The organism is Xanthomonas campestris pv. badrii (assembly GCF_012848175.1).
Classification (GTDB): domain Bacteria; phylum Pseudomonadota; class Gammaproteobacteria; order Xanthomonadales; family Xanthomonadaceae; genus Xanthomonas; species Xanthomonas campestris_C.
In genome coordinates this window covers 2,786,715-2,809,522 of the sequence record NZ_CP051651.1, presented here as the reverse complement: position 1 = coordinate 2,809,522, position 22,808 = coordinate 2,786,715, and the positions used below count along the sequence as shown (strand labels likewise).

The following is a 22,808-nucleotide window of genomic DNA, read 5'->3' as shown; positions in this document are numbered from 1 at the left end:
ATGAAATTCGATACTCCAGCCGGAACCAACCCCACCGATCAACTCAAGATGGTGGGCAAGCCCGTGGACCGCATCGACGGGCCACGCAAGACCACCGGCCAGGCGCCGTACGCCTACGAGCATCACGACCTGCCGGGCCGCGCCGCCTATGGGCATGTGGTGGGTGCAGGCATTGCCAAGGGCACCATCCGCAGCATCGATCTGAGCGCAGCACGCAATGCCCCCGGCGTGCTGGGCATCGTCACCGCACAGAATGCCGGCGCGTTGCACAAGGGCAAGCTCAATACCGCCAACCTGTTGGGCGGGCCGGAGATCCAGCATTATCACCAGGCCATTGCCGTGGTGATTGCGGAAACCTTCGAGCAGGCACGTGCAGCCGGCCAGCTCATCAAGGTGGACTACGGTCGCCACGTGGGTGCCTACGATCTGGAAAAAGCGCGCGGCGCCGCCAAGGTCACCAAGGCCGGCGGCGCACCCAATAGCAATGTGGGCGACTTCGCGGGCGCATTTGGCGCGGCACCGGTGCAGCTCGATGCCGAATACACCACTCCGGATCACTCGCACGCCATGATGGAGCCGCACGCGTCGATCGCGATGTGGGAAGGCGACAGGCTCAGCGTCTGGACGTCGAACCAGATGATCGCCTGGGGCGCGCGTGATTTGGCCACCACCCTCGGCATCCCGCGCGAAAACGTGCGGATCATGTCGCCTTACGTGGGTGGCGGATTCGGCAGCAAGTTGTTCCTGCGCGCCGATGCGGTGCTGGCGGCGCTGGCGGCGCGCGAGGTCGGGCGCCCGGTGAAGGTGATGCTGCCGCGGCCGCTGATCGCCAACAACACCACGCATCGCCCGGCCACCATACAGCGCATCCGCCTCGGCGCCGGGCGTGACGGCAAGCTCACCGCGATCGCCCACGAAACCTGGTCTGGCGACCTGCCCGATGGCGAACCTGAGATCGCCGCCGCGCAGACCCAGTTGCTGTACGCCGGTGCCAATCGACTGATCACCACGCGCCTGGCCGTGCTCGATCTGCCTGAAGGCAATGCGATGCGCGCGCCCGGCGAAGCGCCCGGGCTGATGGCGCTGGAGATCGCCATGGACGAGATGGCGGAAAAACTGCAGATGGATCCGGTCAAATTCCGTGTCGTCAATGACACCCAGGTCGATCCGGAAAATCCGCAGCGCCCCTTCTCACAGCGGCAGCTGGTCAAGTGCCTGGAAGAGGGCGCCAAGCGGTTCGGGTGGTCCAAGCGCAGTGCCAAGCCCGCCAATACGCGCGATGGTCGCTGGCTGGTCGGAATGGGCGTGGCCGCGGCGTTTCGCAATGCGCCGGTGATGACATCCGGTGCGCGCATGCGGCTGGAGCAGGGTGGGCGCGTGGTGGTGGAAACCGACATGACCGACATCGGCACCGGCTCCTACACCATCATCGCGCAGACCGCCGCGGAGATGCTGGGCGTGCCGCTGGACTGGGTGGATGTCCGGCTGGGCGACTCCAGTTTCCCCGCGTCGGCCGGTTCGGGCGGGCAGTGGGGGGCGAACAGTTCCACTGCCGGTGTCTACGCCGCATCGGTGAAACTGCGCGAGGCCGTTGCCGCACGGCTCGGGCTGGACCCGGCCAAGGCCGAGTTCGCCGATGGCCATGTGCGTGCCGGTGGCAAGCGCATCGCGCTTGGCGATGCGGCCGCCAACGGTGCATTGGTGGTGGAGGACAAGATCGAGTTCGGCGACCTGGCGAAGAAGCAGCAGCTGTCCACCTTCGGTGCGCACTTTGTCGAGGTCGGTGTGGATATCGCCACTGCGGAAATACGCATCCGCCGCATGCTCGCGGTGTGCGCGGCCGGGCGCATCCTCAACCCCAAGTCTGCGCGTAGCCAGGTCATCGGCGGCATGACGATGGGTGCGGGTGCGGCATTGATGGAAGAGCTGGCCGTGGACAAACGCTTCGGCTTCTTCGTCAATCACGATCTGGCCGGATACGAAGTGCCGGTGCATGCGGATATCCCGCACCAGGAAGTGATCTTCCTGGAAGAGAGCGACCCGATGTCTTCGCCGATGAAGGCCAAGGGCGTGGGCGAGCTTGGCATCTGCGGCGTGGCGGCGGCGATCGCCAATGCGGTCTATCACGCCACCGGGGTGCGCGTGCGCAATTACCCGGTCACGCTGGAGAAGCTGTTGCCGCACCTGCCCGAGTCGCTGCGCGCGTGAGCGCGGTCGTCGCACCGGTCACGCAGGGGGCGCCGGCCGATTCGGCGTGGCCAGCGTGGCCGGGCTATGCCCTGCACGAGGATTTGCTGCCGGTCCTGACGGCCTGGCAGCGTGCCGGGCAGCGCGTTGCAATGGCCACCTTGATCGATGTGCAAGGATCCTCGCCGCGGCCATTGGGCAGCGAGATGGCGATCAGTGCAGACGGCAGGGTGGCTGGCTATGTGTCCGGCGGTTGTGTGGAAGCGGCGGTTGCACACGAGGCACTGGCTGCCTTGCGCGATGGGCGGCCGCGCTGGCTGGACTACGGCGAAGGCAGCGAGGTGCTGGATATCCAGCTCAGCTGTGGTGGACGCATCGGCGTGCTGGTGTGGCCGGTGCCGGATCTGGCGGAGCACCTGGCACGCTGGCGCAATGCGCGCCAGCACCGGCGTGCATTTCATGTTGCGCTCGATCGCATGACCGGGGCGGTCCGCTATCCCGCCAACGCCCAGGACACGCGTGCGAGTGAGTTCGTACGCGTGCACCGCCCCCCTTTGCGGGTGGTGGTGGTCGGAGCCGATCCGGCGCTATTGGTGCTGGTGTCCCTCGCCAGCCAGATGGGCTTTGAACTACGTGTCCTGCGGCCGCACGGCCCCAGCGAACCGCCGCCTGGTCTGGTGCCGGAACACTACGATCGTCGCGCGCTGGGCGATGCGCTCGCCGCCTTGCAGCTGGACGCCAGCACTGCGTTGTACAGCCTGGCGCACGATAGCCAGATCGACCTGCAGGTTGCGTGTCGCGGGCTGGCGTCCAACGTCGCGTGCATCGGGATCCTGGGCAGCCGGCACAAGCGCCAAGCGCGCCTGCAGGCACTGCGCGCCCTCGGGCACGATGATGCAGCACTCGCGCGCCTGCGGCTGCCCGCCGGCTGGCGCATGGGACGGTCGTCGCCGCACACCATCGCGCTCGGGATCGTCGCCGAAGCCACGCAGGCAGTGGCAGACGCGCAGGTCGGTCTGATGGGTGCGTAGGCGCGCGAACATGGTCGGCGTGGGCATCCGAAGGAACCGGCATCAAGAACGCAGGACATGCCCACGCTGATGCGCGTCATGCGTGCGACGCGAGCGCATGGATTTGCAACCACCGTGCGCAGTCACCTCGCACGCACAGTCCGATCTCTACGCTGGGGTCGTCTCCACTCTGCAAGACGTCGCCATGTCTGCCGTTTCTGTTTGCAATGACGACGCGCTCTGCGGTCGGTGCGCCATCGACCCGCATGCATCAGCCTGCCGCACGCGCCAGTCGCGCGACCGTGCACGCTCTATGTCAGTCTCGGCCTTGTCACGACGCCGCGGACAAGCGCGTCACTCCATGCAACGCGATCCCGGGGCATGAGCAACGATCATGCGGCGTTGGTACTGGCTGCCGGTGCCGGACGGCGGCTGGGCCGTTCCAAGCAGTTGCTGATGCGCGATGGCGAACCGTTGCTGCGGCGTGCGGCACGTATCGCATTGCAGACCGCGCCACGCCGGTGCGTGGTCGTGCTGGGGGCGGATGCGGACCGGCTTGCCGAGGTGCTGCATGGGCTCGAGGTGGAAGTGCTGACGCACGCGGACTGGTCCGATGGCATGGGGTCCAGCCTTGCGGCATTGCGCCGGCATATCCAGGGCGACGCCGCTGTGCGCCGTAGCCTGATCCTGGGCTGCGACCAACCGGCGCTGGACGCGCCGCACCTGCGGGCCCTGCTGGAGGAGGCCGATCGGGCCAGCTCCGGGTGCGCCACCAGCGGCTACGCTGGTGTGCGCGGCATTCCAGCGGTGGTCACCCATGCCGCCTGGGCAGACGTGGCCCTGGCCGGCGACAACGGCTTGCGCGGCCTGTTCGCAGGCCTGGATGTAGAAACCCTGGGCTGCATCAGCGCGCCGGCACTGGCGCTGGATGTGGACACCCCCAGCGACCTGGAAGCGGCACGCCAGCGCGGTTGGGTGGACCGGGAGTGAGACGCAACGTCGGGTATCGGTCGGCGATACCCGGCAGCCTACGCCTCGGTGCAGCAAGGCCCGATCAGGACCACAGCACCAGGGCTTCCCTGATCACCAGGACATAGCCCACCACCATCGCGGTCTTGACCGGAAACTGGAACTTTCTGAGCAGATGCATGCCAAACCCCTCCCCCGAGGCAGTGTCTATGAGCGCCGGTTCCCCTGACGCGCCGTCCACGCTCTGGATGACGGCCGCCTGTGACGATGTCTTCACTCCGTTTGTCGGAATGTAGCCCTGGATGTGAACTGTGTCACGTAAGAATTTTCCTACTCCGCCGCCAGTGTCCGCCCGACGGCATTGCCATTAGGAATTCTGCATGCTGGCTATGCCAAACGCGGAGCCCTCGGCCACTCTCCCGCGGCCCCTTGAGTAAGGGCAAGTTGGCTTGGCTGCCAGAGCTGGTCCCCCCAGATCCCCGGTGTGATGCGCTTCTCCCGCGCGGCATCGCATCATCGTTCGAGCGCGGCACCTACTGGCCGGAGGCCATATGGACGAATCTCGCTACGTGGTACGCATCCATTCCGAGCAGGGCGGCTGGTGGGTCACCCGCCCGCAATGGTCGCCGCTGCGCTACCTGCGTGAGCAGGGTGCCCTGGAAAATGCCGAGCTGATGGCCAAGCTGCACTGCCTGACCACCGGCCAGCCCAGCGGCGTGGTGCTGGATACGGCCGACGGCGAGCGGGTGGTGCGTCGCTACGGCTGAGCGGCCGTGAGGGCTGGCTCGCCTTGCTTGCAACGGCGGGCCGGCACTGCCCTGGAAGTGGGCGAAATGATGGCTTGCAGAGTGTGGCCGCACGGCTGCAGGCGCGTGTTTTAGGGTGTGAAGGCATCAGCTGCGACAGACGGGGCAGGTGACATTGCCAGGCCGTCAGGCAAGCGCGTCGCGTTTAGTCATCGGTGTGCCGCACGTAGTGCCTGCCAATGGCCCGATCACCTTTGCCAAGCCGCTTGCTGCCCGTAAAGCGAGGGCACGCGGGGTCCAGGGTTTGCGCCATCGTCATCGTCGGCTAGATTCGCTGTCATCGGCCGCCGTGGTCCGATCCGCATTGGCGGCCCTCCTGCCGGATCACCGCCTGTCGTGACTGCACCCGTGACCGCCCTGATCCAGAACGACATCGTGGTCTTCGGCCTGATCGCCGCCACCCTGGGCGCCGTGTTCTGGACCTCGTCGCGCGAGCAGGGGCCTTGGCGACGGTTCTACGCCGTGGTGCCGACCTTGCTGCTGTGCTACCTGCTGCCGGGCATCTACAACAGCGTCGGTCTGATCGACGGTGCCAACACCCGGCTGTACAACCCCATCGCCCGCGACGTGTTGCTGCCGGCCGCGCTGATCCTGCTCACCCTGAGCATCGACCTGCGCGCGATCCTGGGCCTGGGGCCCAAGCTGGTGGCCATGTACCTGGGGGCGTCGCTGAGCATCATGCTGGGCGCCGTGGTGGCGTTCGGGGTGATGCGCTGGCTGCATCCGGCCACCGTGGCGGGCGATACCTGGGCAGGCATGGCGGCATTGGCGGGTAGCTGGATCGGCGGCGGCGCCAACATGCTGGCGATGCGCGAGGTCTTCAACGTGGACGCGACCACCTTCGGTCAGTTCGCGGTGGTCGATGTCGGGGTCGGTTATGTCTGGATGGCGGTGCTGATCTTCATGGCCGGGCGTGCCCGCGCGATCGATGCGCGCAGCGGCGCGGACACGCGCGCGCTGGATGCGCTGCAGGAGCGCATGGCGCGCTTCCAGGCCGAGCATGCGCGGATTCCCAGCCTGACCGACCTGATGGTGATCGTGGCAGTGGCCTTTGGCGGTGTCGGCCTGGCGCATGCGCTGGCCACCCCGTTGGCCGCATGGTGCAAGACGCACCTGAGCTGGGCCGCCCAGTTCAGCCTGGACACGCCGTTCGTGTGGGTGGTGGTGCTGGCCACCAGCCTGGGGCTGCTGCTGAGCTTTACCCGGGCCCGCACTCTCGAAGGCGCCGGTGCCTCCAGGATCGGCTCGCTGCTGCTGTATTTCCTGATCGCCTGCATCGGCATGCAGATGGATTTGCTGGCGCTGCTGGACCGCCCCTGGCTGTTCCTGCTTGGCTTGATCTGGATCGCAGTGCATATCGCCCTGCTGTGGGGCCTGGGCCGCTGGCTGCGGGTGCCGTTCTTCTATTTCGCCATCGGCTCCCAATCCAATATCGGCGGCCCGGCGTCCGCGCCGGTGGTTGCCGCCGCCTTCCACCCGGCGCTGGCGCCGGTGGGCGTGTTACTGGGCACGATGGGCTATGCCACCGGCACCTACCTGGCCTATCTGGTCGGTATCACCCTGCGGGCGATGGCAGGGGCCGGGTAGCTGAGGTGGGACACCGACCGGTGTGGTGGAGCTGTTCGACCGAACAGCTCCACCTTGCAGCCGGCTCTGCACGCACGGGCGCCGCGGTTGAGTGCGAGGCGACAGACATCGCGCCGGCAGCCGCGATCCTGCCAAGACCTCTGCCTGCGCGCTCGGCGATCCGGGCTATTGCTGGATCACCCTGCGCTGTTCTTCCTGCTGCTGCACGGGCGGCTGGGCCTGCTGTCGATTGTGCTGCTGCAGCTGGCTGACATTGCCTTGTGCAGGCTCGTTGGCAGCAGACGCAGTCTGCACATGGCTGCGCAGATGGGTGGGGTCGTCCATGCGTCCCTGCACCGCGATCAGGCTGTCGCCGTTGCGGTTGGGAACCAGGTGATCGATCCGCTGCAGGCCGTCATTGCCCGCGCGTGCCGCCACGCTGGCCGCCGTGTTGATGAATGCGGTGTCGTCGCGCAGCCCTAGCCGTTCGCGCTGGCCATCCAGCTGCACCACCGCATCGTTGAACAACTGGCTGCCGGGCTGCAGGGCGGTGCCCCGGGTCTGCGCCGAGGCCTGCATGTCCTGCGCCTTGATCACCGACTCCATGCCATGCAGATCCAGGCGATGCTTGAGCATCATGCCGGGCACCAGGCGCTGGCCGAACGAGAGCGGGTCCGGCTCCGGCAACGCGATCTGGTGGCCGGCCGCGTCGGGCATCGTCCACTTCAGCGGGATGCTGTCTTCCTGCAGGTGGGTCAGGATCTCATTCTTGACGTGATAGCCGCGGATCAACTCGCTGCTGGCGTAGTCCTTGGCTGCCGATGCATCCAGACCCTGGCGTTCGAGCGTGCGATCGTTAACGCCGGCGGCGTTGTAGGTCACGGCCGGGATGTCATTGACCATGGCCGAGGCTGCGGCCAGGCCACCGCCCAACGAATGGCCGGAAATGACCACCTGATCGCCGAATGCCTGCCGTGCCTGGCTGCCGAGCTGGATTGCCGACGCGTATTGCGCGTCGTCGAACCCCAGCCCCTGGCCGATATTGTGTTTCCAGTCCTTGCCTTCGTCGGTGCCGCAGAAGCCGAGTACGACCTGACCCTGGTCATTGCGGTAGAACGCGGCATCGAAACCGCTCTTGGCGTCGTGCAGCAGTGCAGGGTCGATGCCGGCCTGCTGCAACGCGCTATCGTCCATGCGCGACCAGCCGTTGGCCAAGGGCGCAAAGGTTTCGGCGCCGCCCTCGCGACGCTGGTTCGCGGTGGCGTAGAGGTCCTGCAGCAATTCGGGAAACTGCCGATCCTGCGGTTGAGGGTGTTGTCCCCGCATCGATTCTGCGAACGGGGTGGAGACGGGATTGGAAGAAGATATGTCTGGCGGGCTCATGCGCGGCTCCTTGCGTTCGTCGTACGGAAAGCGCGCTTAGCGGCTGCTTTCCACGGGAATGTCGTGCGCGCTCAACCACGCGCGCACGTCCGATCTGACCTGTTGGCCAGCTGCATTGAGCAGGCGATCCGGCGTGGTGAAGAAATACGCCTGGAAGGTCTTGTGTTGCGCATTGCGCACGGTGGGGTCCACGCCGGCCTGGAGCAGTTGCAGGACAACCGGGCTCGCAGCGCCGCTCTGCGCCGCCACATGCAACAGGCTGTTGCCGGTATGGTCGAGGCGCTTCATATCGGCGCCGGCATCGAGCAGCAGGCCGATCTGTGTATCGCGTTTGCTTTGCACTGCGCGGAATATCGGTGTCCAGCCGGCACGCGCGCTGACCACATCGACCGGTGCCTTGTGCTGCAACAGGATTTTCAGATACTGCGGGTCCTGCGCCATTGCGGCCATGTGCACGACCGTTTCCTGGTCCATGCCGGGCAGCGACGGGTCTGCGCCCGCATCGAGCAGCACGTCCAGTGCATTGGGTTGTTCGTTCCAGATCGCCCATTCCAGCAGGGTCACGTTCTGATCGCCGTGTGCGGCAAGATCGACGGTGGAGGCGAGTGTCTTGATCCGTGCGACATCGCCGTGTGCGATGGCGCCGGCAATTTCGGTCAGGCCTGGGTCGCGGAAGGCGACGGTGTGGTCCTGCAACGTAGCTGACATGGTGGTTTGCTCCTTGGCACCGGCTGAAGCGGTGCATGAGACCGCGAAAAACGAGGTCGCAAGAACGAGCAGGGTGGGGAATCGCGTCTGCATCGAAATCTCCTTGTCCTGATCGCATTCCTGGTGACGCTGCGGCATGTCCCGCCACAGCGCGGCCGATCCTACCAGCTGTAAAAATCGAGCGCGGTAAGATTTCGTAACCTGCGCTGCAGCAGCGTCGATGCATGGTCGGGTCTGCTTGCCGGGCTGTGCAGCCCTGCGGGATCGTCCGATGCGTTCAGCGGCACCCAGGCGCCGCGGCACAGCCACCGGTCACAAGGCGGCCGGCATAATGGCGCTTTGCAAGCAGATGGGTGCAATGGGTTACGAGCTACTGATCAGCGACTGCGATGGTGTTCTTGTCGACAGCGAGATATTGGCCGACCGGGTGATGCGTGAGGCGCTGGCGTCTTTCGTGCCGGGCGAGCCACTGGAACAGCTGCTGGAAACCACGTTCGGGCAGACCACGCGGGAGGTGTTGCGGCGTGTGGAAGAACATTTTGCCTTGCAGTTGCCGGACACCTTGCTGGCGCAGATCCAGGCGCGCAGCGAGTCCCTGATCGCTGCCGAAGTACAGCCGATCCCGGGCGTGCGCCAGGCGCTGGAACAGATTCCGTTGCCGCTGGCGGTGGCGTCCAACAGCCGTCGCCACAATGTGATCGCCTCGGTGGAGCGCGCCGGGCTGACCGCGCGTGCGGCCGGGCGCGTCTTCAGCGCCGACATGGTGGACCGGCCCAAGCCGGCGCCGGACGTGTACCTGCTGGCGGCGCGCACCGCTGGCGTGGCACCCGAGCGTTGCCTGGTGGTCGAAGACAGCCCGACCGGCGCAACCGCCGCCCTGGCCGCCGGCATGCAGGTGCTGGGGTTCACCGGAGCCAGCCATATTCCGCACGGCCATGGCGACAGGTTGCGCCGGATCGGCGTGCTGGCGGTGTTCGACGATATGCGCGCGCTGCCTGCGTTGTTCGGGCAGCTGGCGCAAAAACGCGCTGGCTGAAAGCTGCCGGCAGGAGGTCTTGGGCGCGGTGTCGATGGCGTTGAAGTCGCAGCCATCTCGTTCTGCAATCGACCGGGCCAGATCGTGCAATCGGCCCGCACTGAAAGGGCTGTCGAGTCCTAGCGTGGTTTGAGTGCAGTCGAATGCCGGATCAAAAGCTCGTTGGTTCGAGTGCGCGGTGCCCTCACCGCTTGCGGGACACGCCGCAAGTACGTCCATGTAGGCTCGGTGGCGGCATCCATGCCGCCAACGGTCCCGCAAGCGGCGAGGACACCGCACCAGGAAGTTGGTCGGTTGCTTTCCTGAGAGCGTATTGCTTGGCTTGGGTGACAGACGAGACGTTTGTGGGTTGCGTGCTGGAATCCGTCCACCACTCGGTTTGCGATGGGGTGGTGAGGCGCTGGTCGACGCACAGTGATGCGACGAACGCACCGCTTGCAACCATGCACACCTACCATCTCGATAGGTCCTTGCCCGCTCACCGTCGCGGGACCTTACGCGGCATGGATGCCGCGTAAGAGCCTACAGGGACGTACTTGCGGCGTGTCCCGCGATGGTGGGCGGGCGAGGGCCCTGCAGCGAAGCCGCAGACACACTGATCTTCCACTGATCTATCCGCAAAGTCGCAGATCAGCCGCTCTGCCTTGCGTCGCGTCTCGCGATGGTGGGCAGGCAAGAACGCTGCAGCCAGGTCGCAGATCCGCCGCTTCAAAACTCGAACCATCAACGCAACAGGGCGCGATTCGCATCGCGCCCTGTTGCGTTTTCGATTGTTTGATCAAGCGATCGACCAGTGAATCGATCGTCAATCAACAACAGCGGAACCCGCTCTTGCCGCCGTAGCGCGCGTCCTGGCGCTCGCGGAAGAACGCCGGATAGTCCATCACCGGCTTGTCGGGATGTTTTTCCAGCATGTGGCGCACGTAGTTGTCGTAGTCGGGAATGCCGCAACACAGCCGCGCGGTCTGGATCAGGCGCCGCCAGATGCGGCGATGCACCTGATACTGGCTGGCCAGAACGAGTTGGGTGCCCATTACAGATCCGCCATCTGGTGTGGTTGCAAGGCCACGTACGGGGTTTCGCGGTCGCTGCGTTGCGCAGTGCGGCGCGCAATCACGATCGTCTTGATCGAGTAGATCAGGATCGCGCCCACCACGAACAGGAACAGCACCGTCAGCCCGGTGTTGACGTAGGCATTGGTGACGATCTGCTGCATCTGCGGCACCGTCTTGGCCGGTGCGGTGATGGTGTTGCTGGCGATGGCGGCCTGGAACTTGTGCGCCTGCGCCAGGAAGCCCTGCGCCGGGTTGCTGTCGAAGATCTTGATCAGCCCCGCGTAGGTCGTGCACAGCAACAGCCACAGCGCCGGTACGATGGTGACCCAGGCATAACGGTCGCGCTTCATCTTGAACAGCACCACGGTGCCCAGCATCAACGCGATCCCGGCCAGCATCTGGTTGGAGATGCCGAACAACGGCCACAAGGTCTGGATGCCGCCGAACGGATCGATCACGCCGGTGTAGAGCAGGTAGCCCCACAGCGCCACGCAGCCGGCGGTGGCGATGATGTTGGCGGCCCAGGATTCGGTCTTCTTCAGCGCCGGGATGAAGTTGCCCAGCAGGTCCTGCAGCATGAAGCGGCCCGCACGCGTACCGGCATCCACCGCGGTCAGGATGAACAAGGCTTCGAACAGGATGGCGAAGTGGTACCAGAACGCCATGGTGTCTTCGCCCGGCAGCAGCTGGTGCAGGATCTGGGCGATACCAACCGCCAGCGTGGGCGCACCGCCGGCACGCGCCAGGATGCTGTGCTCGCCGATATCGCGGGCGGTGGCTTCGAGCACCTGCGGAGTGATCGAAAAGCCCCACTCGCTGATCTTGGCGGCCACCGCCACGGTGTCGGTGCCGACCAGCGACGCCGGGCTGTTCATGGCGAAATAGATGCCAGGCTCGATGATCGAGGCGGCTACCAGCGCCATGATTGCCACGAACGATTCCATCAGCATGCCGCCGTAGCCGATGTAGCGCATGTGGCCTTCGTTGGCGAGCAGCTTGGGCGTGGTGCCGGAGGCGATCAGTGCATGGAAGCCGGAGACCGCGCCGCAGGCAATGGTGATGAACAGGAACGGGAAGATGCCGCCCTTCCACACCGGGCCGTCGCCGGTGGAGGCGAACTGGGTCAGCGCCGGCATTTTCAGGTCCGGCATCACGACCAGGATGCCGATCGCCAGTGCCAGGATGGTGCCGATCTTGAGGAAGGTGGACAGGTAATCGCGCGGCGCCAGCAGCAGCCATACCGGCAACACCGACGCCACGAAGCCGTAGCCGATCAGCATCCAGGTGATCTGCTTGGCGGTGAAGGTGAATGCCGGGCCCCAGGTCGGGTCGGCGGCGACCTTGCCGCCCAGCCAGATCGCAGCCAGCAGCAGGATCAGCCCCACCACCGAAATCTCGCCGATCTTGCCGACGCGGATGTAGCGCATGTACACGCCCATCATGAGTGCGATGGGCATGGTGGCGATCACCGTGAACATGCCCCACGGGCTTTCGGCCAACGCCTTGACCACCACCATCGCCAGCACCGCCAGGATGATGATCATGATCAGGAAGGCGCCGAACAGCGCGATGGTGCCAGGCACCTGGCCCATTTCCTCGCGCACCAGATCGCCCAGCGAGCGGCCGTTGCGGCGGGAGGACAGGAACAGCACCACGAAGTCCTGCACCGCGCCGGCAAACACCACGCCCACCACCAGCCACAGCAGGCCGGGCAGGTAGCCCATCTGCGCGGCGAGCACCGGGCCGACCAACGGCCCGGCGCCGGCGATGGCAGCGAAGTGATGGCCGAACAGCACGTGCTTGTTGGTGGGCACGTAGTCCAGGCCGTCGTTGTTGGCCACCGCCGGGGTGGCGCGGGTGGGATCCAGCTGCATCACCTTGTCGGCGATGAACAGGCTGTAGAACCGGTAGGCGATCAGGTAGATCGAGACCGCGGCGACGACGATCCATAACGCATTGATGTGTTCGCCACGCCGCAGTGCCACGGTGCCCAGGCAGAACGCGGCCAGCAGCGCCAGCGCGCCCCAGCCCAGCTTCGAGAACCCTTTCATGCATGTCCCTAGTAAACGATTCGCCCAAGGGTCCACCCGCGCTCGCCTGCGGTCAATGGCAGCCTTGGACAGCGGGGTAAAACTTTGGTCTTAGAGCAGCTAGAAAAACTTCTGCGCGGCCGCCAGGCGGGCGCGGCCGGTGCTCGGAATCGGCATGTACCACTCGTACACTGCGGTTCCTCCGCGCCGTCCGCACCCACCTGACGACCGCTCGCTACGTGTTGTTGGCCGCTCTTAGGGTGTTTGGGTGCAAGGTGCGCTAGCGGCATCGCGGCCAGGCCGGCGTTTGGAACGATCGGTTGCAACCGTCGCGGTTGGGCGCGTCGCCACGCGCACCCATGATGTCGGCATCCACACACTGCACAGGGACACTGCAATGAGCACCCTCACCACCCCGGCGCATGTGCTGCGCACCATCCGCGGCATGCCCACCTCCGATGGCGCCGGCGTCAAGCTGACCCGCGTGATCGGCACCCAGCAATTGCCGGAGCTGGACCCGTTCCTGATGCTGGACGAGTTCGGCACCGAACAGGCCGAGGACTATCTGGCCGGCTTTCCGAGCCATCCGCATCGCGGCTTCGAGACGGTGACCTACATGCTCGATGGACGCATGCGGCACAAGGACAACCACGGCAACGAGGGCCTGCTGACGCCGGGCAGCGTGCAGTGGATGACCGCCGGCCGCGGCCTGATCCACTCGGAAATGCCCGAGCAGGAATCCGGGCGCATGCGCGGTTTCCAGCTGTGGGTGAACCTGCCGGCACGCGAGAAGATGACCGACCCGAAGTACCAGGAGTACGCGCCCGACCGCATCCCGGTGGCGCATCCGGCGCCCGGCGTGACGGTCAAGGTGATTGCCGGCGCAGTGGGCGAGGTGGTCGGGCCGATCGTGCAGCCCGCGACCAGCCCGGTGTATCTGGATATCGCCCTGGATGCGGGCGCAGCATGGGACTACCTGCTGCCCGAGGGCCACAACGCCTTTGCGTATGCCTTCGAGGGCGCAGTGGCAGTGGGCGAGGGCGATGCCGCGCGCAGCCTGCCGGCGCAGGAGCTGGCGGTGCTGGGCGGCGGCGAGCGCCTGACGCTGCACGCCGGCGCCGAGGGTGCGCGGCTGATCCTGGTGGCCGGGCGCCCACTCGACGAGCCGGTGATGCGGCACGGCCCGTTCGTGATGAACACCAAGCAGGAGCTGATGCAGGCGTTCGTCGATTTCCAGGAAGGGCGCTTCTGAGGCCTCGGGCTTGCGAAGCTGCACCGTCGCGCATGCATCGGCAGGCGCGATCGGCAGCACACGCGATGCAGATCGCGCACAGCCGCTACGGGGGGCAGTTCGAGTGCCACCCGCAGCGGCTGCTGTCGTCAGCCACACTTGTAAACAGGAGGGCGTCGTGAGTGACCGTCCCGTCAGTGTCAGCACCGGCAACGTGCCGTACACCGTCACCATCCACGATGGGCAGCACTGCTGGCTCGGCGATGCACAGCCTGCCAACGGCGGCGCCGATGCCGGGCCGGATCCGGAATCGCAGGTGTTGGGTGCCCTGGGCGCCTGCACGGCGATCACGGTGTCGATGGTGGCGGCGCGCAAGCAATGGCCGCTGACAGGCGTGCACGTGCACCTGCACTACACCCAGCGCGGTGCGGGCGGGACGCAGATCAGTCGCGAGATCGTGCTGGACGGCGCGTTGGATGACGATCAGCGCGCACGCCTGATGGACGTGGCCGACAAGTGCCCGATCCATCGGCTGTTGACCGGCGAGGTGCGCATTGCGACCCGCCCACGGATCGAGCTTGTTGCCACCCCCGGTGCTGTCACGCCGTAGGCATTGAAGCGCGGCTTTGCCTGCGCATCCAGCTGCGAAGCAGCCTTGCGTCTTGCGTCCAGCGAAGGCGCGGCCCAGCGCGCCATTGGAGATCAGCACCGATGCCGCTGCAGCCGCGCGCCCAGCGCCCAGGCCGCACGGCGGCATCACCGCGGCTGCAGGCCGCGCCGGGCCACGCAGCTGCACTGGCGCGGCGCTGCCTCCAGGCCAAGGCAGCGCCGTGCCTTCAAGACATCAGCGCTGCAACGCCAGGCTGGCCGGTTGCAGATCCATCGCCTGCACCAGCGATTGCATCGAGGTGAGTTCCTCGCTGCTGGCGCCATCGATCCACAGCTGCGCGTAGCGCTTCTTGCCCAGTTCGACCACGGTGACGCGGCGCGATTCCGTGCCCGGTATTTCGCGGCCACCCAGGTCGAGCTTGTACCAGTAGAACTCTTCCTGCTGGATCTGGCCTTTTTCGGCGCGGCGATCGCGTGCCAGCACCATGGCGGGGTCGCGGGTGGTCAGCATCACCCCGACCACCTGGCGGCCCTCGGCGTTGACCGCCTTGCAGACCAGATAATCGGCACCGGCCAGCTCGTTCCACTGCAGTCCCGAGGCGGGTGGCAGCGGCGGGCAGACCGACGCGGTTTGGGCATGGGCAGTGGTGGAGGCGGCCAGCAGCAGACTCAGGCCGACAAGGCAGAATGCAGACTTCATCGAAGATTCCCCGGCATTGGATGACGATGCGGGACCACGCCACTCCCTGCCGCTGCAGCACCTCAAGCTCCCCGCTTCAAGGCTGCCGCCCACATGGCGCGCGTTCCGCTCACAGCTGCATCACTACCACAGCTGTGCGAGCAAGCTCAAGCCCTGTCGCACCTGGGTGCGGCACGCCTTGTGCAATGCGGCACTCGCAGAACGAGACCTGGTGACCGATCCTGCAGGGCTGCGCATTGCGCGCATGGTTTCAGGGGTAATTGACCGCCTTGGGGGCCGGGGTTTCCGGCAGGGGAATGAATTCCTGGTCGTCGCCGGGAATGCTGCCGAAGCGCCCGGCCTGCCAATCCTCCTTGGCCTGTTCGATGCGCTCCTTGGAGCTGGACACGAAGTTCCACCACAGGTGACGCGGGCCATCGAGCGGCTCGCCGCCGAGCAGCAAGGCCTTCAGGGGAGTCTTGGCGCGCAACCGGCCGCGGGCACCGGCGGCCGGCACGATCAGGTGGCGGGCGGGCACGTCGGCACCGTCCAGTTGCGCCTCGCCTTCGAGGATGTACAGGGCGCGCTCGGCATGCCCGGCGTCCAGGTCGATCTCCGCCTCCGGCGCCAGGTCCAGTGCCACATTGAGCGTGCCGCTGAATACCTGCACCGGCGATTCCTCGCCGTAGGCGCGGCCGGCGATCACGCGCAGCCACACGCCATCGCGGCGCTGCTGCGGCAGGCTGGCTGCGGGGTGATGGTGGAACGCCGGCGCGGTTTCCTCGGCCGAGCGTGGCAGCGCGATCCAGGTCTGCATGCCGTGCAATGCATGTTCGCGCGCGCGCTCGGGGCCGGGGGTGCGCTCGGAATGGGCGATGCCGCGCCCGGCGGTCATCCAGTTGACGTCGCCGGGGCGGATCACCTGATCCGAGCCCAGCGTGTCGCGGTGGCCGATCTCGCCCGCCCACAGGAAGGTCACCGTGGCCAGGCCGATGTGCGGATGCGGGCGCACGTCGATGCCGTGCTGCGGCTCCAGCACGGCCGGGCCCATATGGTCGACGAACACGAACGGCCCCACGCTGCGCGCCTGCAGAGTAGGCACTGCGCGCCGTACTTGCAGCCCGCCGATGTCGTGCACGCGTGGGGCGATCAAGGTGGTCATGGCGCTGGCTCGTGACGGAAGGGAAGCCAAAGCTTCGCACGCGATCTGCGCGCGGCGCGCGGCGTCGGTCAAGACGGAATGTTCTGACTGCCATGGTCGCGTACGGTGTTGCTCACTGCGCCGGCGGTGCGCAGGGACGCGTGCTACAGCAGGCTGGCCTGTGCAGGCAGCGCACTCTCGCCGCGGCGCGACGCCAGGCGATCTGCAAGACGCGTCGGTTCCGGCAGGCGATATGCACGCAGGGTGCGCAAGGTCCAGTCGAGTGCGCCTTGCATGGAGACGCGGTGACCGGGCGAGACGATCAGCGGATTGCAGCGCGGCTTGCTGCGCAGCGCCCAGCCGATCTGCGTGCCGCCCAGCAGGATCGGGCTGTGGTCGCCGCGGTCGGCACCCGGCTCCACGAAGCTTCCGGCCAGCCGTTGCTTGGCCACGCCGATGCTGGGCAGGCCGGTCACCACGCCGAAGTGCGCGGCGATGCCGAGCCCGCGCGGATGGGCGATGCCCTGGCCGTCGACGAACACCAGGTCCGGCGTGCGCGACAGCAGCGCCAGAGCCTGCAGCAAGGCCGGCAATTCGCGAAAGCTGAGCAGCCCGGGCACATACGCCATCGAGGTCGCCACGCGTGCCACCTGCATTTCCAGCGGCAGCAAGGTCTGCGCATCCAGCAGCACGGCGGCCGCGCGCGTGGTCTGGCCGTCGTGCTCGAAACCGACATCGAATCCGGCCAGCAACTGCGGCGTTGCAGCGACTGCGTCCTGCAGCACGACCTGCCGTGCCAGTTGCCGTTGCAACTGTCGCGCCTGGGTGACACTGCCGTCCCAACCGGCGAATACGGGAGCGATGTCGGGCATGCCCGCAGCATCGCCTGCAGCGCGTGGGCAGCGCGTGCACGCCAGCGATGCGCTGGCTGCCGCTACAATCGCAGGCTGATCGGCCCCCAATCGGAGAACCGTAGTGACCCGCAAACTCGTACTGCTGCGCCATGGCCAGAGCCAATGGAATCTGGACAACCGTTTCACCGGCTGGGTGGATGTGGACCTCACCGAGCAGGGCCGCCAGGAAGCTGCGGCGGCCGGCAAGCTGATGAAGGACGAAGGGCTGCAGTTCGATGTCGCCCACACCTCGGTACTCAAGCGCGCCATCCACACGCTGCAGGGCGCGTTGAAGGAACTCGACCAGGACTGGCTGCCGGTGTCCAAGAGCTGGCGCCTCAACGAGCGCCATTACGGCGGGCTGCAGGGCCTGGACAAGGCCGAGACTGCGGCCAAGCACGGCGAGGAGCAGGTCAAGATCTGGCGCCGCTCCTACGACATCCCGCCGCCGGCGATGGACGTCAACGACCCGGGCCACCCGTGTCACGACCGCCGCTACGCCACCCTGGACCGCAATGCATTGCCGGGCACCGAGTCGCTGGCCACCACGCTGGTGCGCGTGCTGCCGTACTGGCACGACGCGATTGCGCCGCAACTGAAGGCCGGCCAGACCGTGCTGGTGACCGCGCACGGCAATTCGTTGCGCGCGCTGTACAAGTACCTCAATGACGTCTCCAACGAGCAGATCCTGGAGCTCAACATTCCCACCGGCATCCCGCTGTTGTTCGAACTCGACGACAGCCTGCAGGTGCGCAGCTACCGCTATCTGGGCGATCCGGAAGCGGCCAAGCGCGCGGCCGAGGCAGTGGCCAACCAGGGCAAGGCCAAGTAAGCGCCGCTGCGTGGTTGAAGCGCTGCGTGCGTCGTGCGCAGCGCCTGTCTTCGCACGTTGCAAAACGCCGCGTGCGGTGGTGAATGGAAGCGGTGCGTGGGCGTGATGCATGCTCCGCGCTGCCATGTAGGCAAAACGCGATGTCCGGCAAACGTCAAACCAGGCAGATGACCGCTGTGTACTGTCGCGCGTACCTGGCGACGCTGGGCGTGCTGGTGGCAGGCGGCGCTGCCTTCGTCGCGTTGGCCGCTGGCGACATCTCCGACGCTGGGCTGGTGCTGGCGCTGCTGATCTGCGCGGTGGGCGTGCTGCTGCTGGGGTTCGGTATCGCCGGGCCGAGGCGACAGATGGAAGCGTTGGCCGATGCGACATCCGGGCATGAGGCAGCCCCGGTGCTGCTGGTGTTGGCGTACCCGGTTTACCTGGTGATGGCGCCGTTCTACGCGCAGCGTTGACTGCCTGCAATGGCGTGCGTTGCGTTGGGATGCAAGTATGTTGGGATGCAGGTATCAGGGGGAACAGGCGGTCGCGGCGTCAGTGGTACACGTGCCGGCAGCCTGTCGTCGCATTGATGTTGGCGAAGGCACGGCAGCGGACGTCATGGCGTTGCGGTGCCGCTGCAGTGATCTTGGTGTGGCCGGCTGCGGGGTAGCCGACGAAGAAGCGAGCGCGGTCTGATGCGCTGATCTTCGCCGGCGGCTCCCGACCGGCTGCCGACTTTTTTCGACCGCGCAGGCGCGGTCATGGTTTGGAGAATGCAATGACGTTGAACAAGTTCGTGCCGCTGTCGCTTGCGCTGGCCATCGCGGTCGCGCTGTCTGCGTGCGGCGCCTCCGACGACACTGCCAAGGCGACGCCCGCCGCGCCGCAGGCCGCACCGGCCAGGGTGGATGTGTCCAAGCTGGATGCACCTATCGTGGCATTCGGCAGCGGCGATCTGGATCCTGCCATCAACGCGTGCCAGGACCTCAACGGCTTCGTCAACGCCAAGTGGCTCAAGGCCAACCCGGTGCCGTCCGATCGCAGCAGCTGGGGCAGCTTCGAAGTGCTGGCCGAGCGCTCGTTGGCCATCCAGCATGCGCTGGTGGAGCAGCTGGCGCGCGGCAATCTGTCGGCCGGTTCGGTGGATGCCAAGATCGCCGATCTGTGGCGCACCGGCTCGGACGAGGCGGCCATCGACACCGCCGGCATCACCCCGTTGCAGCCGCATTTGCAGGCCATCGACGCGCTGGCCGATGCGCCGGCCATCGCCGCGTGGTTGCGCGACAGTTATGCCAAGGGCCAGGGCTTCGTGTTCTCGTTCGGTGCCAATGCCGACTACAAGAATTCCGAGCAGATGATCGCCTATGCAGGGCAGGGCGGTCTGGGCCTGCCCGAGAAGGGGTATTACAGCGATCCGGCGCAGGCCAAGATCCGTGAGCAGTACGTGGCGTATATCGCACGGGTACTGGAGTTGTCCGGCATTCCCGCCGCGCAGGCGGCCACGCAAGCCAAGGCGGTGATGGCATTCGAGACGCGGCTGGCCAATGCCTCGCTGTCGCGGATCGAGTTGCGCGACCCGGCCAAGCGCTACAACCCGGTCGATGTGGCCGGCGCCAACGCAGTGACGCCGCATTTCGACTGGCAGGCGTTCTTCAGCGCGCTCAAGGTGCCGGCCGGTACGTTCTCACTGAGCCAGCCCGGCTATTTTGCCGAGCTCGATGCGATGCTTGCCGACACACCGGTGGACACCTGGAAAGCTTACTTGCGCTTCCACAGCATCGATGAAGCAGCGCCGTATCTGGCCAAGCCGTTCGAGCAGGCCAACTTCGATTTCTATGCGAAGACGTTGCGCGGCCAGCAGGACATGCTGCCGCGCTGGAAGCGCACCTTGAACGCGGTCAACGCGGCGATGGGCGAGGCGCTGGGCCAGCTCTATGTGCAGTCCGCATTTCCTGCCGAGTCCAAGGAGCAGATGCAGCAGCTGGTTCAGAACTTGTCGGTCGCCTTGAAGGCGCGGCTGGAAAAACTGGACTGGATGAGCGCCGAGACCAAGCAGCGCGCGCTGGAAAAGTGGGCCAGCTTCACCCCCAAGATCGGCTACCCGGATCAGTGGCGCGACTGGTCGGGGCTTCAGACGCGTGGCGACGGATTTCTGGCCAACATGCAGGCCGCGCAGGCCTTCAATTACCGCTACATGCTGGACAAGATCGGCAAGCCGGTGGACAAGCGCGAGTGGCATATGACCCCGCAGACGGTCAACGCGTACTACAACGCCACCCGCAACGAGATCGTGTTCCCGGCGGCGATCCTGCAACCGCCGTTCTTCGATCCCAAGGCCGATCCGGCGCTGAACTACGGCGGCATCGGCGCGGTGATCGGGCACGAGATGATGCATGGCTACGACGACTCCGGCAGCCAGTTCGATGCCAAGGGCAATTTCGACACCTGGTGGACCGATGCGGACCGCAAGCTGTTCACCCAGCGCACCGATCAGCTGGTGGCGCAGTTCGACGGCTATGAAGCGATCCCTGGCGTGCACGTCAAGGGCAAGCTGACCCTGGGCGAAAACATCGGCGACCTGGGTGGCCTGACCGTAGCCTACGACGCCTTGCAGATGGCGCTGAAGGAACGGCCCGATGCCAACAAGCAGATCGGCGGCTATTCGCAGGACCAGCGCTTCTTCATGAACTGGGCCACGGTGTGGCGCCGCAATTTCACCGACGGCGAATTGCGGGTACGCCTGAATACCGACCCGCATGCACCGGCCAATTTCCGCGCCAACGGCGCGCCATCGAACATGCCGGTGTTCGCGCAGGCATTCCAGTGCAAGCCGGGCGATGCGATGGTGCGCGGCGACAAGGACCGCGTCGCGATCTGGTAAGCGCCGTGGGTCGAACCACCGCGCGCGCTTCCGGCGGGTGCGGTGGTTGTGGCGGTTGCGGTATGCAGCGCGGGCGCTGCAGGCGTGCTGGTTTGCACGCCACGGGCGCTGCCTGTCGCGACCGGTTGAATGCCAGATGCCCGGACGCTGCCCGGGGCGGGCAGTTGCGCGTGCACATGGAGTTGCATGGTCAACCTCTACACTGCTGCGCTGGCAAGCCCTGGGGGCGGCAGTGACCAAGCGGAACGTCTTCAAATGGACCGGCATCGGCATGCTGGTGTTCGTGCTGGGCAGCGCGCTGTCGCTGTATAGCTATGGCCGTTTTGCCGATCGTCAGCGCGGGCCGGTCAGTCACGCGTTGCCCGCCACGGCAGGGGTCACCGCCATCGACAAGGTGGTGGCGCCGCTGCAGCGGGCACATGCCGCACAGACCGGGGTGGTGATCATTGCGGACAACACCGATGCCTTCGCGGTGCGCGCGCTCACCGCGCGTGCGGCCGGGCGCAGCCTGGATCTGCAGTACTACATCTGGCATGCCGATTTCACCGGCAACCTGCTGCATAACGAACTGCTGCGTGCCGCCGACCGCGGCGTGCGCGTGCGCTTGCTGCTGGACGACATGAATATCCACGGCAGCGATTCGGTGCTGGCCGCGCTCGACAGCCATCCGTTGATCGAGATCCGCCTGTTCAATCCCACCCGTGCGCGTGAAGGCACGCTGATGCGCGGGGTGGAAATGGTGCTGCGCACGGTCAGCATCAACCGGCGCATGCACAACAAGGCCTGGATTGCCGATGGACGCATGGCGGTGGTGGGTGGACGCAACGTGGGCGATGAGTATTTCGATGCCGCGCGCGATACCAATTTCATGGACATGGATGCAGCGGTGGTGGGGCCGGCGGTAGGCCAGGCCGAGCAGGTGTTCGACGCCTACTGGAACAGCCCCAATGCGCTGCCGCTTGCTGCGCTGGTCACTGCCAAGCCGCAGGCGCTGGACGCGTTGCGCGGCAGCCTGGATGCCGGACTGGACTCCGCGCGGGCACAGCCCTATGTGCAGCGGCTGCAGCATGCGCCCAGCGTGCAGGCCTTGATGCAGGGCGGCCGCCCGGTGCATTGGCTGGACCACGCACGCATCGTCTCCGACCCGCCGGAAAAGGCCGATGGCGCGCCACCGCAGGCGGACTGGATGACATCGGTCTTGATCGGCGAGATGGCGCACGCGCAGCGCGAGTTGAAGGTGATCTCGCCGTATTTCGTGCCGGGCGAGGAGGGCATGCGCTGGATCGGAGAACTGCGCCAGCGCAAGGTGCGCGTCAACATCCTGACCAATTCGCTGGCCGCCAACGACGTGGTGGCCGTGCACAGCGGCTATGCCGACTACCGCGTGCCGTTGCTGCAGCAGGGTGTGCGTCTGCATGAGCTCAAGCCGATGGGCAAGCCCGATGGCAGCCTGTTCGGTTCCAGCGGCGCCAGCCTGCATACCAAGGCGTTCGTGGTGGACGATACGCGCGGCTTCATCGGCTCGTTCAACCTGGACCCACGCTCGATGAACCTCAACACCGAGATGGGGTTGCTGTTCGAGGACCGCAGCGTGACCGCCGAGCTGGAGCGTCTGTACAACCACAAGGTCAGCGCGCCGGTCAGTTATCGGGTGACCCTGGAACAGGGCGAGCTGCGCTGGCACGACGATGCCGCAATGCCGCCGGAAGTGTGGTCGCGCGAGCCGGCCGCGAGCGTGTGGCGGCGTGGCGCGGCAACGGTGATGGGCTGGTTCCCGCTGGAGTCGCAGTTGTAGCTGGTTGGTCGCCGG

Annotated in this window: 19 protein-coding genes and 1 other RNA gene; 13 read left to right on the top strand and 7 right to left on the bottom strand. The window is 66.4% G+C overall.

Annotation, left to right across the window (positions count from 1 at the left end; genetic code table 11):
- From paoC to HG421_RS11840, 5 genes are all read left to right on the top strand, one after another.
- On the top strand, positions 1 to 2,208 hold the full coding sequence (paoC, locus tag HG421_RS11860; protein ID WP_169706544.1) for an aldehyde oxidoreductase molybdenum-binding subunit PaoC: 2,208 nt from the start codon (positions 1 to 3) through the stop codon (positions 2,206 to 2,208).
- Positions 2,205 to 3,218 (top strand): XdhC family protein, encoded by a 1,014-nt coding sequence (locus tag HG421_RS11855; protein ID WP_169706543.1) that lies wholly within the window; start codon positions 2,205 to 2,207, stop codon positions 3,216 to 3,218. Before paoC ends, HG421_RS11855 begins: the two co-directional genes overlap by 4 nt.
- Before the next feature lie 360 nt (positions 3,219 to 3,578).
- A complete protein-coding gene (locus tag HG421_RS11850) occupies positions 3,579 to 4,187 on the top strand; it encodes a nucleotidyltransferase family protein (protein WP_169706542.1) in 609 nt (202 codons plus the stop codon).
- A gap of 530 nt (positions 4,188 to 4,717) precedes the next feature.
- Entirely contained in the window at positions 4,718 to 4,933 is a 216-nt protein-coding gene (locus HG421_RS11845) for a hypothetical protein (RefSeq protein WP_169706541.1), read from the top strand.
- 375 nt (positions 4,934 to 5,308) lie between these two features.
- Positions 5,309 to 6,559 carry a DUF819 domain-containing protein gene (locus HG421_RS11840; RefSeq protein WP_169706540.1) on the top strand — a complete coding sequence of 417 codons (1,251 nt, stop codon included), beginning with the start codon at positions 5,309 to 5,311 and terminating at the stop codon, positions 6,557 to 6,559.
- Positions 6,560 to 6,724: 165 nt separating this feature from the next.
- On the opposite strand, the gene HG421_RS11835 is transcribed toward HG421_RS11840, so the two are convergent.
- Together HG421_RS11835 and HG421_RS11830 are read right to left on the bottom strand one after the other, a co-directional pair.
- Positions 6,725 to 7,921 carry an XVIPCD domain-containing protein gene (locus HG421_RS11835; RefSeq protein ID WP_169706539.1) on the bottom strand — a complete coding sequence of 399 codons (1,197 nt, stop codon included), beginning with the start codon at positions 7,919 to 7,921 and terminating at the stop codon, positions 6,725 to 6,727.
- 36 nt (positions 7,922 to 7,957) lie between these two features.
- Complete coding sequence (locus tag HG421_RS11830) at positions 7,958 to 8,767, bottom strand: ankyrin repeat domain-containing protein (RefSeq protein WP_169708173.1); 810 nt, start codon at positions 8,765 to 8,767, stop codon at positions 7,958 to 7,960.
- A 193-nt stretch (positions 8,768 to 8,960) separates the two neighbouring features.
- On the opposite strand from HG421_RS11830, the gene HG421_RS11825 reads away from it, so the two are divergent.
- On the top strand, positions 8,961 to 9,665 hold the full coding sequence (locus tag HG421_RS11825; RefSeq protein WP_169706538.1) for an HAD family hydrolase: 705 nt from the start codon (positions 8,961 to 8,963) through the stop codon (positions 9,663 to 9,665).
- An 809-nt stretch (positions 9,666 to 10,474) separates the two neighbouring features.
- Here the strand turns inward: HG421_RS11825 and HG421_RS11820 are convergent.
- The gene (locus HG421_RS11820; protein ID WP_005926176.1) at positions 10,475 to 10,699 is read right to left on the bottom strand and encodes a YbdD/YjiX family protein; all 225 of its coding nucleotides are present in this window, start codon (positions 10,697 to 10,699) and stop codon (positions 10,475 to 10,477) included.
- On the bottom strand, positions 10,699 to 12,771 hold the full coding sequence (locus HG421_RS11815; protein WP_169706537.1) for a carbon starvation CstA family protein: 2,073 nt from the start codon (positions 12,769 to 12,771) through the stop codon (positions 10,699 to 10,701). The genes HG421_RS11820 and HG421_RS11815 overlap by 1 nt, the downstream gene beginning before the upstream one ends.
- Before the next feature lie 154 nt (positions 12,772 to 12,925).
- Here HG421_RS11815 and HG421_RS11810 point away from each other — a divergent pair.
- The 3 genes from HG421_RS11810 to HG421_RS11800 all read left to right on the top strand — a co-directional run bounded on the left by HG421_RS11810 (position 12,926) and on the right by HG421_RS11800 (position 14,591).
- A non-coding RNA gene (locus HG421_RS11810) (sX9 sRNA) lies at positions 12,926 to 13,001 on the top strand.
- Between the two features lie 146 nt (positions 13,002 to 13,147).
- Positions 13,148 to 14,002, top strand: coding sequence for a pirin family protein (locus HG421_RS11805; RefSeq protein WP_169706536.1), 855 nt, complete (start codon positions 13,148 to 13,150; stop codon positions 14,000 to 14,002).
- A gap of 157 nt (positions 14,003 to 14,159) precedes the next feature.
- Positions 14,160 to 14,591, top strand: a complete 432-nt coding sequence (locus HG421_RS11800) for an OsmC family protein (RefSeq protein ID WP_169706535.1) — start codon at positions 14,160 to 14,162, stop codon at positions 14,589 to 14,591.
- A gap of 234 nt (positions 14,592 to 14,825) precedes the next feature.
- Here HG421_RS11800 and HG421_RS11795 read toward each other — a convergent pair whose 3' ends face one another.
- The 3 genes from HG421_RS11795 to nfi all read right to left on the bottom strand — a co-directional run bounded on the left by HG421_RS11795 (position 14,826) and on the right by nfi (position 17,282).
- Positions 14,826 to 15,290: a hypothetical protein gene (locus tag HG421_RS11795; RefSeq protein ID WP_169706534.1), complete on the bottom strand. Its 465-nt coding sequence runs from the start codon at positions 15,288 to 15,290 to the stop codon at positions 14,826 to 14,828.
- Positions 15,291 to 15,540: 250 nt separating this feature from the next.
- On the bottom strand, positions 15,541 to 16,431 hold the full coding sequence (locus HG421_RS11790; RefSeq protein ID WP_169706533.1) for a pirin family protein: 891 nt from the start codon (positions 16,429 to 16,431) through the stop codon (positions 15,541 to 15,543).
- A gap of 143 nt (positions 16,432 to 16,574) precedes the next feature.
- Positions 16,575 to 17,282, bottom strand: a complete 708-nt coding sequence (nfi, locus tag HG421_RS11785) for a deoxyribonuclease V (protein WP_169706532.1) — start codon at positions 17,280 to 17,282, stop codon at positions 16,575 to 16,577.
- 103 nt (positions 17,283 to 17,385) lie between these two features.
- On the opposite strand from nfi, the gene gpmA reads away from it, so the two are divergent.
- The 4 genes from gpmA to HG421_RS11765 all read left to right on the top strand — a co-directional run bounded on the left by gpmA (position 17,386) and on the right by HG421_RS11765 (position 22,793).
- Positions 17,386 to 18,135 (top strand): 2,3-diphosphoglycerate-dependent phosphoglycerate mutase, encoded by a 750-nt coding sequence (gene gpmA / locus HG421_RS11780; RefSeq protein WP_169706531.1) that lies wholly within the window; start codon positions 17,386 to 17,388, stop codon positions 18,133 to 18,135.
- A 140-nt stretch (positions 18,136 to 18,275) separates the two neighbouring features.
- Positions 18,276 to 18,590, top strand: a complete 315-nt coding sequence (locus tag HG421_RS11775) for a hypothetical protein (RefSeq protein WP_169706530.1) — start codon at positions 18,276 to 18,278, stop codon at positions 18,588 to 18,590.
- Between the two features lie 305 nt (positions 18,591 to 18,895).
- Complete coding sequence (locus HG421_RS11770) at positions 18,896 to 20,998, top strand: M13 family metallopeptidase (protein ID WP_169706529.1); 2,103 nt, start codon at positions 18,896 to 18,898, stop codon at positions 20,996 to 20,998.
- A gap of 232 nt (positions 20,999 to 21,230) precedes the next feature.
- A complete protein-coding gene (locus HG421_RS11765; protein ID WP_169706528.1) occupies positions 21,231 to 22,793 on the top strand; it encodes a phospholipase D family protein in 1,563 nt (520 codons plus the stop codon).
- The last annotated feature ends 15 nt before the right edge of the window (positions 22,794 to 22,808 follow it).

Bases quoted from the DNA above. Each gene is read 5' to 3' on its own strand.
- HG421_RS11820 (WP_005926176.1), bottom strand. From the start codon at position 10,699: ATGGGCACCCAACTCGTTCTGGCCAGCCAGTATCAGGTGCATCGCCGC.
- HG421_RS11805 (WP_169706536.1), top strand. From the start codon at position 13,148: ATGAGCACCCTCACCACCCCGGCGCATGTGCTGCGCACCATCCGCGGC.
- HG421_RS11775 (WP_169706530.1), top strand. From the start codon at position 18,276: ATGTCCGGCAAACGTCAAACCAGGCAGATGACCGCTGTGTACTGTCGC.
- HG421_RS11850 (WP_169706542.1), top strand. From the start codon at position 3,579: ATGAGCAACGATCATGCGGCGTTGGTACTGGCTGCCGGTGCCGGACGG.
- HG421_RS11835 (WP_169706539.1), bottom strand. From the start codon at position 7,921: ATGAGCCCGCCAGACATATCTTCTTCCAATCCCGTCTCCACCCCGTTC.
- HG421_RS11830 (WP_169708173.1), bottom strand. From the start codon at position 8,767: ATGCCGCAGCGTCACCAGGAATGCGATCAGGACAAGGAGATTTCGATG.
- HG421_RS11825 (WP_169706538.1), top strand. From the start codon at position 8,961: ATGGCGCTTTGCAAGCAGATGGGTGCAATGGGTTACGAGCTACTGATC.
- nfi (WP_169706532.1), bottom strand. From the start codon at position 17,282: ATGCCCGACATCGCTCCCGTATTCGCCGGTTGGGACGGCAGTGTCACC.
- HG421_RS11790 (WP_169706533.1), bottom strand. From the start codon at position 16,431: ATGACCACCTTGATCGCCCCACGCGTGCACGACATCGGCGGGCTGCAA.
- paoC (WP_169706544.1), top strand. From the start codon at position 1: ATGAAATTCGATACTCCAGCCGGAACCAACCCCACCGATCAACTCAAG.
- HG421_RS11795 (WP_169706534.1), bottom strand. From the start codon at position 15,290: ATGAAGTCTGCATTCTGCCTTGTCGGCCTGAGTCTGCTGCTGGCCGCC.
- HG421_RS11770 (WP_169706529.1), top strand. From the start codon at position 18,896: ATGACGTTGAACAAGTTCGTGCCGCTGTCGCTTGCGCTGGCCATCGCG.
- HG421_RS11845 (WP_169706541.1), top strand. From the start codon at position 4,718: ATGGACGAATCTCGCTACGTGGTACGCATCCATTCCGAGCAGGGCGGC.
- HG421_RS11815 (WP_169706537.1), bottom strand. From the start codon at position 12,771: ATGAAAGGGTTCTCGAAGCTGGGCTGGGGCGCGCTGGCGCTGCTGGCC.